The sequence below is a fragment of the Modicisalibacter sp. genome, assembly GCF_055145905.1.
In genome coordinates this window covers 68,928-82,640 of sequence record NZ_JBSREH010000047.1, presented here as the reverse complement: position 1 = coordinate 82,640, position 13,713 = coordinate 68,928, and the positions used below count along the sequence as shown (strand labels likewise).

Annotated in this window: 15 protein-coding genes; 8 read left to right on the top strand and 7 right to left on the bottom strand. The window is 67.9% G+C overall.

The window, feature by feature from the left end:
* Nucleotides 1-18: 18 nt before the first annotated feature.
* The 4 genes from ACTCB7_RS14265 (at nucleotide 19) to ACTCB7_RS14250 (ending at nucleotide 2,638) form a co-directional block, all read left to right on the top strand.
* On the top strand, nucleotides 19-816 hold the full coding sequence (locus ACTCB7_RS14265; RefSeq protein WP_463007191.1) for a COG4705 family protein: 798 nt from the start codon (nucleotides 19-21) through the stop codon (nucleotides 814-816).
* 80 nt (nucleotides 817-896) lie between these two features.
* On the top strand, nucleotides 897-1,220 hold the full coding sequence (locus ACTCB7_RS14260; protein WP_463007190.1) for an antibiotic biosynthesis monooxygenase family protein: 324 nt from the start codon (nucleotides 897-899) through the stop codon (nucleotides 1,218-1,220).
* Nucleotides 1,221-1,224: 4 nt separating this feature from the next.
* Nucleotides 1,225-2,151, top strand: coding sequence for an oxidoreductase (locus ACTCB7_RS14255; RefSeq protein ID WP_463007189.1), 927 nt, complete (start codon nucleotides 1,225-1,227; stop codon nucleotides 2,149-2,151).
* A 283-nt stretch (nucleotides 2,152-2,434) separates the two neighbouring features.
* Nucleotides 2,435-2,638: a cold-shock protein gene (locus ACTCB7_RS14250; RefSeq protein ID WP_163647714.1), complete on the top strand. Its 204-nt coding sequence runs from the start codon at nucleotides 2,435-2,437 to the stop codon at nucleotides 2,636-2,638.
* 6 nt (nucleotides 2,639-2,644) lie between these two features.
* On the opposite strand, the gene ACTCB7_RS14245 is transcribed toward ACTCB7_RS14250, so the two are convergent.
* Both ACTCB7_RS14245 and ACTCB7_RS14240 read right to left on the bottom strand, forming a co-directional pair.
* Complete coding sequence (locus ACTCB7_RS14245) at nucleotides 2,645-3,082, bottom strand: hypothetical protein (protein ID WP_463007188.1); 438 nt, start codon at nucleotides 3,080-3,082, stop codon at nucleotides 2,645-2,647.
* Nucleotides 3,083-3,086: 4 nt separating this feature from the next.
* Nucleotides 3,087-3,383: a YciI family protein gene (locus ACTCB7_RS14240; protein WP_463007187.1), complete on the bottom strand. Its 297-nt coding sequence runs from the start codon at nucleotides 3,381-3,383 to the stop codon at nucleotides 3,087-3,089.
* Between the two features lie 160 nt (nucleotides 3,384-3,543).
* Between ACTCB7_RS14240 and ACTCB7_RS14235 the strand changes: the two genes are divergently transcribed.
* The 4 genes from ACTCB7_RS14235 (at nucleotide 3,544) to ACTCB7_RS14220 (ending at nucleotide 8,597) form a co-directional block, all read left to right on the top strand.
* Nucleotides 3,544-4,326, top strand: coding sequence for an alpha/beta fold hydrolase (locus ACTCB7_RS14235; RefSeq protein ID WP_463007186.1), 783 nt, complete (start codon nucleotides 3,544-3,546; stop codon nucleotides 4,324-4,326).
* A 301-nt stretch (nucleotides 4,327-4,627) separates the two neighbouring features.
* On the top strand, nucleotides 4,628-6,172 hold the full coding sequence (locus ACTCB7_RS14230; RefSeq protein WP_463007185.1) for a DHA2 family efflux MFS transporter permease subunit: 1,545 nt from the start codon (nucleotides 4,628-4,630) through the stop codon (nucleotides 6,170-6,172).
* A 39-nt stretch (nucleotides 6,173-6,211) separates the two neighbouring features.
* Nucleotides 6,212-7,360, top strand: coding sequence for an HlyD family secretion protein (locus ACTCB7_RS14225; protein ID WP_463007184.1), 1,149 nt, complete (start codon nucleotides 6,212-6,214; stop codon nucleotides 7,358-7,360).
* A 7-nt stretch (nucleotides 7,361-7,367) separates the two neighbouring features.
* Nucleotides 7,368-8,597, top strand: a complete 1,230-nt coding sequence (locus ACTCB7_RS14220) for an MFS transporter (RefSeq protein ID WP_463007183.1) — start codon at nucleotides 7,368-7,370, stop codon at nucleotides 8,595-8,597.
* Between the two features lie 62 nt (nucleotides 8,598-8,659).
* Here ACTCB7_RS14220 and ACTCB7_RS14215 read toward each other — a convergent pair whose 3' ends face one another.
* The 5 genes from ACTCB7_RS14215 to ACTCB7_RS14195 form a co-directional block, all read right to left on the bottom strand.
* Nucleotides 8,660-10,222 carry an alkaline phosphatase D family protein gene (locus ACTCB7_RS14215; protein ID WP_463007182.1) on the bottom strand — a complete coding sequence of 521 codons (1,563 nt, stop codon included), beginning with the start codon at nucleotides 10,220-10,222 and terminating at the stop codon, nucleotides 8,660-8,662.
* Nucleotides 10,223-10,345: 123 nt separating this feature from the next.
* Complete coding sequence (locus ACTCB7_RS14210; protein ID WP_463007181.1) at nucleotides 10,346-11,134, bottom strand: OBAP family protein; 789 nt, start codon at nucleotides 11,132-11,134, stop codon at nucleotides 10,346-10,348.
* A gap of 116 nt (nucleotides 11,135-11,250) precedes the next feature.
* Entirely contained in the window at nucleotides 11,251-11,874 is a 624-nt protein-coding gene (locus ACTCB7_RS14205) for a cyclodeaminase/cyclohydrolase family protein (protein ID WP_163647725.1), read from the bottom strand.
* Nucleotides 11,875-11,989: 115 nt separating this feature from the next.
* On the bottom strand, nucleotides 11,990-12,700 hold the full coding sequence (locus ACTCB7_RS14200) for a DUF3581 family protein (protein WP_163647726.1): 711 nt from the start codon (nucleotides 12,698-12,700) through the stop codon (nucleotides 11,990-11,992).
* A 179-nt stretch (nucleotides 12,701-12,879) separates the two neighbouring features.
* Nucleotides 12,880-13,611 (bottom strand): glutathione S-transferase, encoded by a 732-nt coding sequence (locus tag ACTCB7_RS14195; RefSeq protein ID WP_163647727.1) that lies wholly within the window; start codon nucleotides 13,609-13,611, stop codon nucleotides 12,880-12,882.
* Nucleotides 13,612-13,713 lie beyond the last annotated feature (102 nt).

Sequence of the window (13,713 nt, the reverse complement as noted above, 5' to 3'; positions counted from 1 at the left end):
CGTTATCAGGAGACAGCCATGCACACCGAGGCACCGACATCCGAACCCACGGCCCAGGACGGCTTGCGTCCCAACCGGGTCCCGCAGGTCACGGCCGGCTTCTGGCTCATCAAGCTCATGGCGGTGACCATGGGGGAAACCGCCGCGGACTACCTGGCCGTCAATCTGGGGCTGGGCCTGACGACCACCTCGCTGCTCATGACCGCGGTGCTGATCGTGGCCCTCGCCCTGCAGTTCTCGCGCAAGCGCTATGTGCCCTGGTCCTACTGGCTGGCCGTGGTGCTGGTCTCCATCGTCGGCACCCTGATCAGCGACAACCTGGTCGACAACCTCGGCGTCAGCCTGCTGACCTGCACGCTCGCCTTCAGTGTGCTGCTGGCCCTGACCTTCTGGCTCTGGTTCCGGAAGGAGGGCACCCTGTCGATTCATTCCATCACCACCACACGGCGCGAGGCCTTCTACTGGCTGGCGATTCTCTTCACCTTCGCGCTGGGGACGGCCGTGGGCGATCTGGTCTCCGAGCAGTTCGGCCTGGGTTACCTGGCAACCGGCATCCTGTTCGGCGCCATCATCCTCTCGCTGGCGATCGGCTATTTCTTCCTCGGCCTGGATGCCATTCTCGGTTTCTGGCTGGTGTATATCCTCACCCGCCCGCTGGGTGCTTCCTTCGGCGATCTGCTGTCGCAACCGGTGGCCTACGGCGGCCTCGGCTTCGGTACCGTCATCACCAGCCTGCTGTTTCTGGGTGTGATCGTCGCCGTGGTCGTGTGGATGACCCTGACCGGCAGGGATCAGGAAATGGTGGCGACCGGCTAGCCCGGCGTCGCCTTGCTCCGCTCCGGGGAAGGTGTCATCGTCCCCGGACATCCACCACTCAGGCCGTGAGGCACGCCACCATGTTCATCGCCATGAATCGTTTCCGGGTCAATCCCGAGAGAACAGACGAGTTCGAGCAGATCTGGCTGGAGCGCGAAACCCACCTCCAGGGCCTGCCCGGCTTCATCGAGTTCCACATGCTGCGCGGCCCCGAGGAGGAGGATCACGTCCTCTACGCCTCGCACACCCTGTGGCGCTCGCGGGAGGACTTCGAGGCCTGGACGCACTCCGAGGCCTTCCGCGCCGCCCACGCCAATGCCGGCCAGACGCGGCGCGAGGGGCTGTACCTGGGGCCGCCGAAGTTCGAGGGCTTCGAGGTGATCCAGACGGTCGGCAACGCCTGACCCCATGAATGACCGTCACGAAGCCGCCCCGCTGGCGATCGTCACCGGGGCCAATACCGGGCTGGGGTTCGAGACCGCTCGCGGTCTGGTGCAGCGGGGCTATCGCGTCATCGTCGCCGCGCGCCACCCGCAAAAGGGCCGCGCCGCCGTCGAGACCCTGTGCACCAACTTCCCCGAGGCGGCGGTGCGCTTCGAGCCGCTCGACCTGGACAGCCTGGACTCGGTACGCGACTTCGCCGCCACGGTGCAGGCACAGGAAGCCAGGCTGGATCGGCTGGTCAACAACGCCGGCCTCCTGGCGCCGCCGACGCGGGAGGTGACCCGCGACGGCTTCGAGCGCCAGCTGGGCGTCAACTACCTGGGGCACTTCCTGCTGACCAGTCGGCTGCTGCCGCTGCTGCAGGCCGCACCGGCACCGCGGGTCGTGCAGCTGTCGAGCCTGGCGCACCGCAGCGGGCGCATCGCCTTCGATGATCTCAACGGCGAACGCGATTACGATCCCTGGCGCGCCTATCGCCAGTCCAAGCTGGCCATGCTGCTGTTCAGCCAGGCGCTGCAACGCCACAGCGACGCCCGAGGCTGGGAGCTGGTCAGCGTGGCGGCGCATCCCGGCCTGTCGCGCACGGCACTGTTCGAGCATGGCGTCAGAAGCCGCGCCCTGGTGGGCAGCCTGTTCCGGCTGCTGATGCCTCTCATCAGCCAGTCCGCCGCCGACGGTGCCCGCCCGGTGCTGCATGCGGCCACCGCCGACGAGGTGCGCCCGGGCGACTATTTCGGCCCCGCCGGCCCCTGGGAGGCGCGCGGCGCACCGAAACGCGCCCGGATGACCGCCGCGGCACGCGATTCGATGCTGGCCGAGCGGCTGTGGAAGGTCTCCTGCGACCTGACCGGGGCGAGGTGGGAAGCCCCGCCAGTCGCCACCACGCCATGAACGGCTTCATCGGCTGGCGGCGGGGCGCCCAGGCCCCGGGGGTTCCCTCATGCTGCGCGGACCCCCGTCGACCGATATAGCACCGTCTTTTTGGGCTGGCCGGCAAAAATTGTTTGACTCCAGAACGAAAGGCCCGCACTATGCCGTCAGTTGGTTAGCAAGTCGCATATTGTCAGTTGTACTCGAAGCATTCGGTTACCTGGACATATCTCTTGTCTCACCCACTTCATTCCGGGGTGTCCCCGGTAACCGCAAAAGCGTTCAACGCATAAGGAATTCGATCATGGCAACTGGCACAGTCAAGTGGTTCAACGACTCCAAGGGTTTCGGCTTCATTTCTCCCGCTGACGGCGGTGACGATCTGTTCGCCCACTTCTCCGAAATTCAGGCTGACGGCTTCAAGTCTCTGCAGGACGGTCAACAGGTTTCCTTTGACGTCACTCAGGGCAAGAAAGGCCTGCAGGCTGCGAACATCAAGCCGCTCTAATATCGATTAGATCGCGCTTTCGAGCCGCAAGGCTTCGAGCACCAGGGCCCGCTTCGGCGGGCCTTGGTGTTTTTGCGTTCCTGAAACATGAGTCAATGGCTTTCCCCTCGCCGCCAGGGCCTGCCGATACGCCTCCTGCCAGGCCTCGACATGCCGTGACGGTTCCTCGGGGAAGCGCCCCAGCGCCACGGCGAGATCGAAGAAGCCTCGGGCGGGCAGGCCCTGCCCTTGTCGACTGACGACCAGCGCCGCCATCAAGGGCCGCTCCGCTTCGGCGTCTTCCCGCATCGTTTCCTCCAGTGCCAGAGCCACCTGCTGAATGGTTCGCGGCGGCTCGAGCCCGAGTGCTCCGGCGACCTGCTGATAGGTCATGGGAAGCGCCTCGCGGGGCGTCGTCCCGAGAAGGTGACGAATGCGCGCGGCGAGCGGTGTCCGATCGGTCATGGCATCAGGCGCCTGGATCGAAGAGCTTGACCTCACGGATCTCGATCCGCTCCCAGACCTTCCCGGTCACGTAGGGCTCGGTCGCCAGCCAGTCGTCCAGTTCCCGACGGTCGGGAAACTGAACATGCACGCTGGAACCGACCATGCGCCCGGCATCATCGAGAATCGCCCCGCCACTGATGAATCGCCCCTGACTGGCGAGCTGCCGGATGCCTTCCAGATGGGCTTCCCGACGGCTCAGGCGTCGCTCAAGCGCCTCGTCATCCGAGTAATCGTGCGCCACTACCGCGTACTGCTTCATGCCGTCCCCTTCCTCTCGGATTGATCGCGTCGGCCAACATAGCCCGCGCAACCGATGGCGGCAACGCGAAAGGGCGCATTACGGCATGGCTCGACGCCGGCACATCGGGGGTGTCACGCTGACGCCAGCGCCACCACACGCCACATCAGGGACTCATCGCATGACGCCACCCACCATCCACGATACTCGGGTTCCCACCCCCCGGGGCCGCCTTTTCGTCCGCAGCTGGCAGCCGTCGGGTGTCGCCGATGCCCCGCCCATCGTGCTGTTCCACGAGTCGCTGGGATGCAGCGCCCTGTGGCGCGACTTCCCCGCGCAACTGGCCGAGGCCACGTGCCGCCGGGTGATCGCCTACGACCGGCTCGGCTTCGGTCGCTCCGATCCCTGCCCCGGGCGACTGCCGCTCGACTTCATCGAGACGGAGCCGCAGGAGGCCTTCGCGGCGATACACACCCACCTGGCCCTGACGCACTTCATCGCCTTCGGCCACAGCGTGGGCGGCGCCATGGCCGCACATGTCGCGATGGCCTTCCCCGAAACCTGCCGGGGCCTGGTGACCGAGTCGGCCATGAGTTTTGTCGAAACACGCACGCTCGACGGCGTGCGCGAGGCGAAACGGGCCTTCGCCGCGCCGGAGCAGCTGGCGCGACTGGCTCGTTATCACGGCGACAGGGCCCGCTGGGTCCTGGATGCCTGGGTGGACACCTGGCTGGACGAGGCGTTTCGCGACTGGGACCTTGCCGGCGTGATGACCCGGGTGCCCTGCCCGCTGCTGGCCCTGCACGGCGATCGTGACGAGTATGGCTCGCCTCGCCATCCCGAACGACTCGTCGCGCATGCCGCCGGCCCCGCCATGCTGCGTCTGCTGCCCGGCTGCGGCCATGTCCCCCACCGGGAACGTCCGGAAGCGGTTCTCGCCACCGTCGCGGCGTTTCTCGAGTGAAGCCCCCGGGCCGTGCCCGCACGGCTTGTTCACCCGTGTTGCCGACGACGGGTACCCGGCCTCTGTGACACATCGCCCGGATACGTTATGATATTTAGCTATCAAACGATGTTTAGGCTACTTGTTAGCGCCTGACTTGTGCCACTGCTGGCTGTTCGAGGCTTCGGGCCGGTTTCCCGTCATTCCCGGGAAACCGGCCCGCCTGCTTGCGCGAGCGGTGGCCCGGCACAACACGAGGAGAGGTTCCTGTGTTCGATAACGTCCCTTCCTGTCCGGTCCTGCCGCCGGGGAGGTATCGGTCATGAGCCAGGTGGATCTGCTGTTCGAACGCTACGGCCCCCGCTACAAGCTGTGGGTCACGCTCACGGTGATGCTGGGGCTGGTGGCGCTGGGCATGTCGATCACCATCGTCAACGTGGCGATCCCCTACATCAAGGGCGCCTTCGGCATGAGCGCCTCCCAGGTGCAGTGGCTGTCCACCGGCTTTCTGGCCTCGACCACGGTGTCGCTGCTGATCGCCCCGTGGCTGGTCTCGGCGGTCGGCCAGCGGGCCACCTTCATGGGGCTGCTGCTGGTGTTCATCGCCGCGTCGATTCTCGGCGGGCTGGGCCAGGGCATGACGATGCTGATCGCCGCCCGCGTCATCCAGGGCGCCATGACCGGGCTGATCCGCCCGGTGGCGATGCAGGCACTGTTCGCCGCCTACCCGCCCGAGGGCCGCGGCATGGCGGTGGCCATGTACGGCATGTGCCTGGGTCTGCCGCTGACGCTGGCCACGGTGATCGGCGGCTGGCTGGTGGAGAACTTCACCTGGCGTTACGTGTTCTTCATCACCCTGCCGATCTGCGCGGCCGCCGTGGCGATGGGCTACTTCTTCCTGCCGCCCCGCGAGGGCAAGGGGCCGCGCCCGCCCTTCGACTGGGCCGGCACGATACTGCTGTTCATCGCGGTGTTCGCGCTGCTCGCGGCACTCTCCAACGGCCAGCGCTGGGGCTGGTACGACCCGCGCATCCCCGAGCTGATCGGCACTTCGCTGCTCTGTGGCACCATCTTCGTCGCCTGGCAGCGGCGCACCGCGCATCCGCTGATCGACCTGGCGATCTTCCGCTACCGGATCTTCATGGTCGGCATCCTGGCGATGCTGCTCTTCGGTGGTTCGTTCTACGGCATCATGTACCTGCTGCCGCAGTTCGTGCAGTCGGTGCTGCACTACAGCCCGGTGAGCGCGGGGATGATCTTCGTGCCATCGACGGCGGTACTCGGCGTACTGGTGCCCCTGGTCGGCTGGCTGAGCGACCGCTACCCGCCGCACTGGATCACCCTGCCGGGACTGGCCTGCACGATGATCGCGGTCTGGCACATGGCGCAGATGGACTGGAACACCTCCTTCGCCTTCCTGGCCGGCAACATGGCGATCATGGCCATCGGCATGGCGGCCTTTCCGCCGCCCACGCTGTCCAACGCCATCGCCGCCCTGCCCCGCGAGCTCACCGGGCACGGTTCCGGGGCGATCAACTTCGTCATGCAGCTGGGCGGCGCGCTGGGTACGGCGGGCCTGGTGATCCTGCTCGACCGGCGCACCGCCCTGCACGGCCAGCATCTCAATGCCGGGGTCACCGCCGACAACACCCTGGCCCGGGAGCAGCTCGGCCAGCTGTCGCAGCTGGCCGGCCACCTGGGGGTACCGGATATCCACCAGTCGGCCATGGCCGGCTATCTGATGGGCCGTGTCGAGGCGATCTGGGCCTCGATCCTCGCCTACCAGGACGGCTTCTGGCTGCTGGTCGGCAGTCTGCTGATAGTGGCGGTGCCGTCGATCCTGCTCAGCCGCTGGCAGCGTGCCTGACCCGTTCTTCCCGTTCGTTCGCTCAAGGATTCCGTCATCATGACATCATCGACGTCGAATGCCGTTTCCCGCCGCCCCGGCAAGGGCACCAAGCTGACGCTACTCGCCGTGGCATTGCTCGCCTGCGCGGTGTGGGCTGGCTTTGCCATCCATCATCGCCTGACCCACGTCAGCGCCCAGGACGCGCGGGTAATGGCCGACCAGGTCACCGTCAGCAGCCGCCTGGCAGGCTGGGTCACCGACTTTTCCATCACCGAGGGCGACCGGCTGGACAAGGGCGATACGGTGGCCCGCCTCTACAGCCGACCCGACGAGGAAAAGCTCAAGACCCTCAAGGCCGGCGTGGCCGCCATGCAGGCCCGCCTTGATTACCAGCGCGAGCGGCTCAAGCTTGCCGAGAAGCAGTTCAAGGGCGGGTTGAACATGACCCAGCAGGAACTGGCCGCCAGCAAGGCCGCCATGGCCGCCGCCAAGGCCCGGCTGGTGCAGGCGCGCAAGGACTACAAGCGCTCCGATGCCCTGCTCGACCAGCACTCGGTGTCGCAGCAGCAGCGTGATGCCAACTACTATGCGTATCTGGCCGCCCAGGCGGAGTACCAGCAGGCCCAGCAGGAAGTCGCGGTCAGCCAGGCCCAGGCCGACAACGCCGAGGTCGGCTTCACGCAGATGCCGCTGCCCAACCCCTCGGTGCTGCGCTCCCAGCTGAAGGTGGCCAAGCAGGAGCTGGCCCAGGCCAGGGCCAAGCTGTCGCAGGAGAAGCTGCGCATCGCCGACCTGACGGTGCCCAGCCCGATCGGCGGCGTGGTCAACAAGACGCTGGTCGATGCGGGCGAATACGTCAGTGCCGGCCAGCCGATCCTGATGATGCACAACCCCGACAAGCTCTGGGTGGAGGCCAACATCAAGGAAACCGACATCGGCGAACTGCGCGTCGGTCAGCCGGTCGACATCACCGTTGACGCCTACCCGGATCGCCCCTTCCATGGCCACGTGACGGTTATCGGCCGCGCCGCGACCAGCCAGTTCGCGCTGCTGCCGGATCCCAACCCCTCCGGCAACTTCACCAAGATCACCCAGCGCATCCCGGTACGCATCGCCCTCGACGACGGCCCCGCCCAGCTGATCGGCCCGGGCATGATGGTCGAGGTGGACATCGATGTCAGCAACGACGGCACCCAGCACGGTTGAGGCGGAGATGGACAACGTGACCGACACTCCGGCAGCCCCCGCGACGTCCCTGCGTCCCAACGCCCTGCTGACCTTCGTCATGGCGCTGGCCTGCGGGGTGGCGGTGGCCAACATCTACTACGCCCAGCCGCTGCTCGATACCCTGGCCCGGGATTTCTCGGTATCGCGGGGCACGGCGGGCATGATCATTACCATGACCCAGCTCGGCTACGCGGCCGGCCTGGTGCTGCTTGTCCCGTTGGGCGACCTGATCGAGCGCCGCCGGCTGATCGTCACGGTGTCGCTGGCCACCGCCGTGGCGCTGGTCGGCACCGCCCTGGCCCCGACCATCGAGCTGTTCATCCTCTGCGCCCTGGCCACCGGCCTGACCGCCGTGGTGGCGCAGATCCTGGTGCCCTTCGCCGCGCACCTGGCCGACGACGACCAGCGCGGCCGCGTGGTGGGCCGGGTGATGACCGGACTGCTGCTGGGCATCCTGCTGGCGCGCACCGTCTCCGGCGGGCTCGCCGATGCGCTGGGCTGGCGGGCGGTCTACTGGCTGGCGGCCGGGGTCATGGTCTGTCAGGCGCTGCTGCTGGCCCGCCTGCTGCCGCGCGAACCGGGCCAGACCTCGCTGTCCTATGCGTCGCTGCTGGCCTCGGTGCTGACCCTGATGCGCGAGGAGCCGCTGCTGCGCCGGCGCATCGTCTATGGCGCGGCCGGCTTCGCCACCTTCAGCGTCTTCTGGACCACCCTGCCCTTCCTGCTCGCCGAGGCGCCCTATGGCTACCCCGACTCGGTGATCGGGCTGTTCGGCCTGCTCGGCGCCGCCGGCGCGCTGTGCGCCAACGTCGCCGGCAGCCTCCACGATCGCGGCCTGTCGCGGATCGGCACCGGCAGCTTCCTGAGCCTGATCACGCTGAGCTTCCTGAGCCTGATCACGCTGAGCTTCCTGGTGATGGCGCTGTTCGCCCATGAGCTGGCGGCGATCGTGCTGGGCATCGTCCTGCTCGACATCGGCGTGCAGGGCAACCAGATCCTCAACCAGGGCGCCATCTACCAGATTCGCCCGGAAGCCCGCAGCCGTATCACTACCGCCTACATGACCTGCTACTTCCTGGGCGGCGCGCTGGGCTCGGCGGGCGCGGCCTGGCTCTACACCCTCGCCGGCTGGACCGGGGCCTGCGCGCTGGGCGCGGCGTTCGGGCTGATCGGCGTGCTGTTCTGGCTGACCGAGTGGCGCGAGCCAACGCGGTGACCCGCCACTCGACCATCGCCAGGCACCGCCGCCTGCGATTGTCGGGCGATGGCAGGCTGCCGTCAGGCCGGTGCGCGCTGCGGCTCCAGCATCTTCCGATAGAGGGCCGTGCCGTCCATGTCCTTGAGCGTCACGGTGAGCGCCTCGCTCTCGCCATCGAGATCGACCTGGCCGAAGAACTGATAGCCCGCCGAGGGCGGCAGATTGGCCTGGCCGTCGGGCGGCGCCTTGCTGAACACCACCTCGGGGCCGAAGGTGCCATCGAGGGTGTTGGGCCCGTAGGTGCCGGCATTGAGCGGACCGCTGACGAACTCCCAGAACGGCGCGAACTGCCGGAAGGCGGCACGCTCCGGCGCGTAGTGATGGGCGGCGGTGTAGTGGACATCGGCGGTCAGCCACACCACGTTGCGGATGTCGTCGTCGCGGATCGCCTTGAACAGCCGGGCCAGCTCCAGCTCGCGCCCCAGCGGCCGGCCGTCGTCGCCGTTGGCCACCGCGTCGAAGCTGTCGCCATCCGGCACGTTCAGGCCGATCGGCATGTCGGCGGCGATCACCTTCCAGGTCGCGGTGGACTGCTTGAGCGCCCGGCGCAGCCAGGCGAACTGGCTCTCGCCGAGAAAGGCCGTGTCGTCGGAGGCGGTGTCCTGACGATTGTCGCTGTTGGGGCCGCGGTAGCTGCGCATGTCGAGCATGAACACCTCGAGCCCGGGGCCATAGGCGAAGCGCCGGTAGATGCGCTGCGGCGCGTCGGGCGCCAGCCGGATCGGCGCATACTCGAGAAAGGCCCGGCGGGCGCGGGCGGCGAGCAGCGAGACGTTCGTCTCGGTGTAGCGCGGGTCGTCGAGGATCTCGCCCGGATACCAGTTGTTGAGGGTCGCGTGGTCGTCCCACTGGGCCAGCATCGGCACCTCGGCGGTGAAACGCCGATAGTTGACATCGAGTCGGTTGTAGGCGTGCTGCCCCCGGTACTCGGCCAGGGTCTCGGCGACCTTGCGCTTGGCCGGGGTGACCCGGTTGCGCCAGAGCTCGCCACCGCCGAGGTCCACCGTTTCCTCGAGCGGCCCGTCGGCGTAGACGCTGTCGCCGGAGTGGATGAAGAAGTCCGGTTGCTGGCGGCGCATGGTCTCGAAGATGCGCATGCCGCCGCGCGACTCGTCGATGCCCCAGCCCTGGCCGACCACGTCGCCCGACCACACGAAGCGCACGTCGCGCGGCTGGCGTGGCGGCAGGCGCAACCGGCCGGTCACCGGCTCGCTGACGGCGCGCTCATCGCCCAGCGCGGCGAAGCGCAGCCGATAGTGCAGCGTGTCCCGGCCGCCCAGCCCGGTGGCATCGACCTTGCCGATCAGGTCGGTGTCCGGCAGCACGTCCAGCGACGGCAGCGTCCGGGCACCGCGGAACTCGGGATTGTCGGCCACCTCGAGCCACATCCGTGCCGGGCGGTCCGCCTGGCCCCAGAGCATCGCCCGATCCCTGAGCATGTCGCCGCTCATCACGCCGGACACCACCTGCGGCCGCCGCGCCTCGGCCATCACGATCGCCGGGGCGCCGAGCAGGCTGCCGCCCAGCACCCCGAGTCCCAGGCGCGAGCCCCGGGCGAGAAAGTCTCTGCGAGTCAGGGTCATGTCGCGTTCTCCTCCGTGTCGTCACGCTGACCGGAGTATCCGCGACGCAGATGACAGGCCCGGGACCACACGATGACGTTTCCGTCACGCGTCGCCCGCCGGCCCGGCGCGGCCGACCTGCCCTCAGCGCTTGAAGGGGCGCGCCTCCAGCGAGGTCTGGACGCTCTGGCCGCTTTCCCAGACATTGGCGCCGGGTGCGACCGCCGGCTCGGGGATGTCGCTGCGCTTCTCGCGCCGCCAGTCGGTCGAGAGGCCCAGCCGCCGGTCACGGGCCGCCACCAGCGCGGGATCGGCCTGGCCGTCCCCGGTGAAGCCCATCATCAGCTGCGGCACGCCGTAGGGGAAATCGTCACGATCGTACTGCCAGGTGTGGAAGGTCTTGCCGTAGGTGGTGACGAGATCCTCGAAGTAGGCGTGCTCGGCCAGCTCGGGAATGCCCGGCGCCACCAGCAGCCCCGACTTCACCTCGTAGTGATGGCTGTGCCAGAGGCGCTTTTCCGCCTCGGGCAGTGCGCGAAAGCGCGCCTCGCTGATGATGTACTCGATGCCGATCAGCCGCGCATCGGGCCGGTTGGAGTCGAAGATCACGCACTGATGGAGGTCGGGCTCGAGGTGAATGCAATAGTGCGAAGCCTCGACCTGACGCCCCATGTCGTCGGCATACATGTGAAAGCCGTTGAGGTAGGTGCTCATGGCCTCCAGCGGAATCTTGCGCTGCAGGGTGCTGGAGGCGGCGTCGAGCAGGCGATGCTTGCGCGGATGGCCCCGGCTCAGCCGCGCGGTGGTGGCGGCCCTGCGCCCCGCCAGCACACCGGCCGCCGCGGCCACGCCGGCCACCAGCCCCAGGCCGATGGCGCCCGCCGCGCCGAGGGAAGAACAATGCGAACAATGCCTGCCGTGATGGAGTGACATGACTGGCTCCTTGCCATGGGTGAAGGTCTTCCCTGGAGCGGCACTTTCATGACGACGCCGCTCACTCCTCAACAGCGTAGTCACTCATTCGGGCCTTGCCCGTCAGGTCTGTCCTGTCACCGGGCGCCCTGCCGCAGCAGCTCGTCGCGGCAGCGATCGGCGGCGTCCTGCAGATCATCTCGCGTACGGGTCAGCGCCTCGCGCTCGGTGTCGTCATCGAGACTCGCCAGATTGGCGTCGACACCGAGCAGCAGCGCGCTCAGCCCCGAGTGCAGCATCAAGGCGCCGGCGCGGGTATCGCTCTGCAGGTTGGCATCGGTGAGCGCCAGGACCTCGACGCTCAGGGCCAGGCCTTCGCGACAGACCCGCGCGGCTCCCAGCGGCACGGCATTGGCCCGCTCGGCGGCGTGGGCGATGGCCCGCTCACGCCGCTCGCCTGCGGCCTCGTCGTCGTGGGGCAGCCTCACGGCCGCCAGATAGGCCTCGAAGGCGTTGACGTCCTCGTCGGCGTAGTCGCCGAGCCGGGCCAGCAGCGCGTCGGCGCGCTCGATCGCCCGGTGCATGGCGTCCGGCGCATCGTCGTGCTTGCCCCGGGTGATGCGCAGCCCCTTGAGCACCAGCGCCAGCCCGAGCCCTGCCGAGGCCGCCGCGGCGGCACCGCAGCCCGGCGTGGAGCGCGATTCGATGGCATCGCGAAAGCCCGCCAGCGTCATGTCCCAGAGACTGGACGATACGGTCATGACGTTTCCCTCCTGATGGATGGCCGTTCGGGACCCGTGGTGCAGCCCTCCACCATAGCAGCGACTGCCCCGGCCGGGGCGAGGGACCCCGACAAGCCGTCTTCAGAGCACGCCGTCAGGACGCCTCGTATTGCGCCTTGCGCCGGTTGAAGGCCTCGACGAATTCGTCCATCACCGTCGCGTCGTAGGGCTGCAGCCCGCTGACCACCAGCTTCTTGGCGCCGGTGCCGATCGGCTCGCCGCCGGCGGTCATGCGGAAGGCCAGGCGGGCCTCGCCGCGCTTGCCCTGGACCTCGAACGAGGCCCCGTCGAACTCCACCGCCAGGCTGGCATCGGGCAAGGCGTCGAGAGTGAAACCCATGCTGTCGTAGATCACCAGCGGCCGCCGGGGGTTGAACATCACGCCGTTTTCCTCCAGCAGGGGCTTGAGGAAGTGCGGGAAATTGCGCCCGGAAAAGGCGATGTAGCGGCGGGTGAAGGCCTCGATGGCGACGTCATCGTGGCTGATGGCACCGCCACGCTCGACCACCAGGAACGCCTTGCCGGCGGCATCGACCACCTGCAGGGTGCCATCGTCGTGTTCCTCGACCGCCAGCGGAACGTCGTCGCCGACCATGCCGCGGAAGTGGAAGGTCATGCGTTGAGAGAGCCCGTGACGCGCCAGCACCAGCGCGAAGAGCAGGTCACCGGGAACGCAGAAGCGTCGCGCTTTTGCATCATGGAGGGGGTTGTAGTCACCGGCCATCTGCTTGGCGAAGCGGCTCGCCTGCGCGGCGGTGATACGGATCCAGCCTTCCGCCACCGTATGGAAATCGTCGAGAAACATGCCAGTCCTGATACCTTGAAAGCCCGGAGCCCGAGGGGATGCTCGGCGAGTCATGGATTGGCGTTGTTGTGCGCGACCCGGCCGACCTACGCTGGCGTTCTACCATCGTTGGGCGGTCCGTGGCCAGTCGGGGCGCGAAAAAACCGCAGGGGTACTTCCGCACCGCCGGGTTGCTCCGGCTAGGTCGGCGGTGGCGAGTCCAGCTCGGGGTAGTGGCGAAAGATGCCCTGCTCGCTGAACGGCAGCCGGCGCTCGGAACTCAGGTAGGCGGCGATGCGCTCGCGGCGGGCGACCCGGCTGACCAGCGCGGCGATGCCCGGGTGATTGGGCATCGCGCCCTCCATGGCCCGCGGAAAGGCATAACGCAGGCCACTGACGACCTGGAACAGCGACAGGTCGACATAGCTGTGCCCGCCCTCCACCAGGCAGTCGTCGCTGCCGGGATTCTGCGCGATCACCTGCTCGAAATAGCCGAGGAAGCGGGGAAGGCGTGATTCGAGGAACGCCTCGGCGCGCGCCTGGGCGGTATCGCGCTGCGCCTCGTAGTAGTCGTCGGAACTGATCGGGTGGTGGACATCGTGGATCTCGGCGACGAAGTCGGTCACGGTGAGCTGAAGCCCGTGGGCCCAGAGCCGGATCGCGTCACCCTCGGGCACCAGCCCCAACCGCGGCCCCAGGAACTGCAGGATGTTGGCCACGTGGGAGACGAGGATCTCGCCGGCCCTGAGAAACGGCGGCGCGAACGGCGGGTAGAGCGTGCTCTCGCCGTCCAGGAACTCGCTGATCTCGGTGATACCGGCATCCGAGGCGTTGCCCACGTCGATATAGTCGGCACCGGCATCCTCGAGCGCCAGACGCACGAACTCGCCGCGCCCCTGAATGGTCGGCCAGTAGTAGAGCTCATAGCGCATGTCGCCTCCTATGCAGCCGCCTCCCGCCGAATCGCCTACTCAAGGTAGCAGACCCTTGCGCCCTGTCATCTTCCCTGCCGATTCACCGCACGCCATCACCGT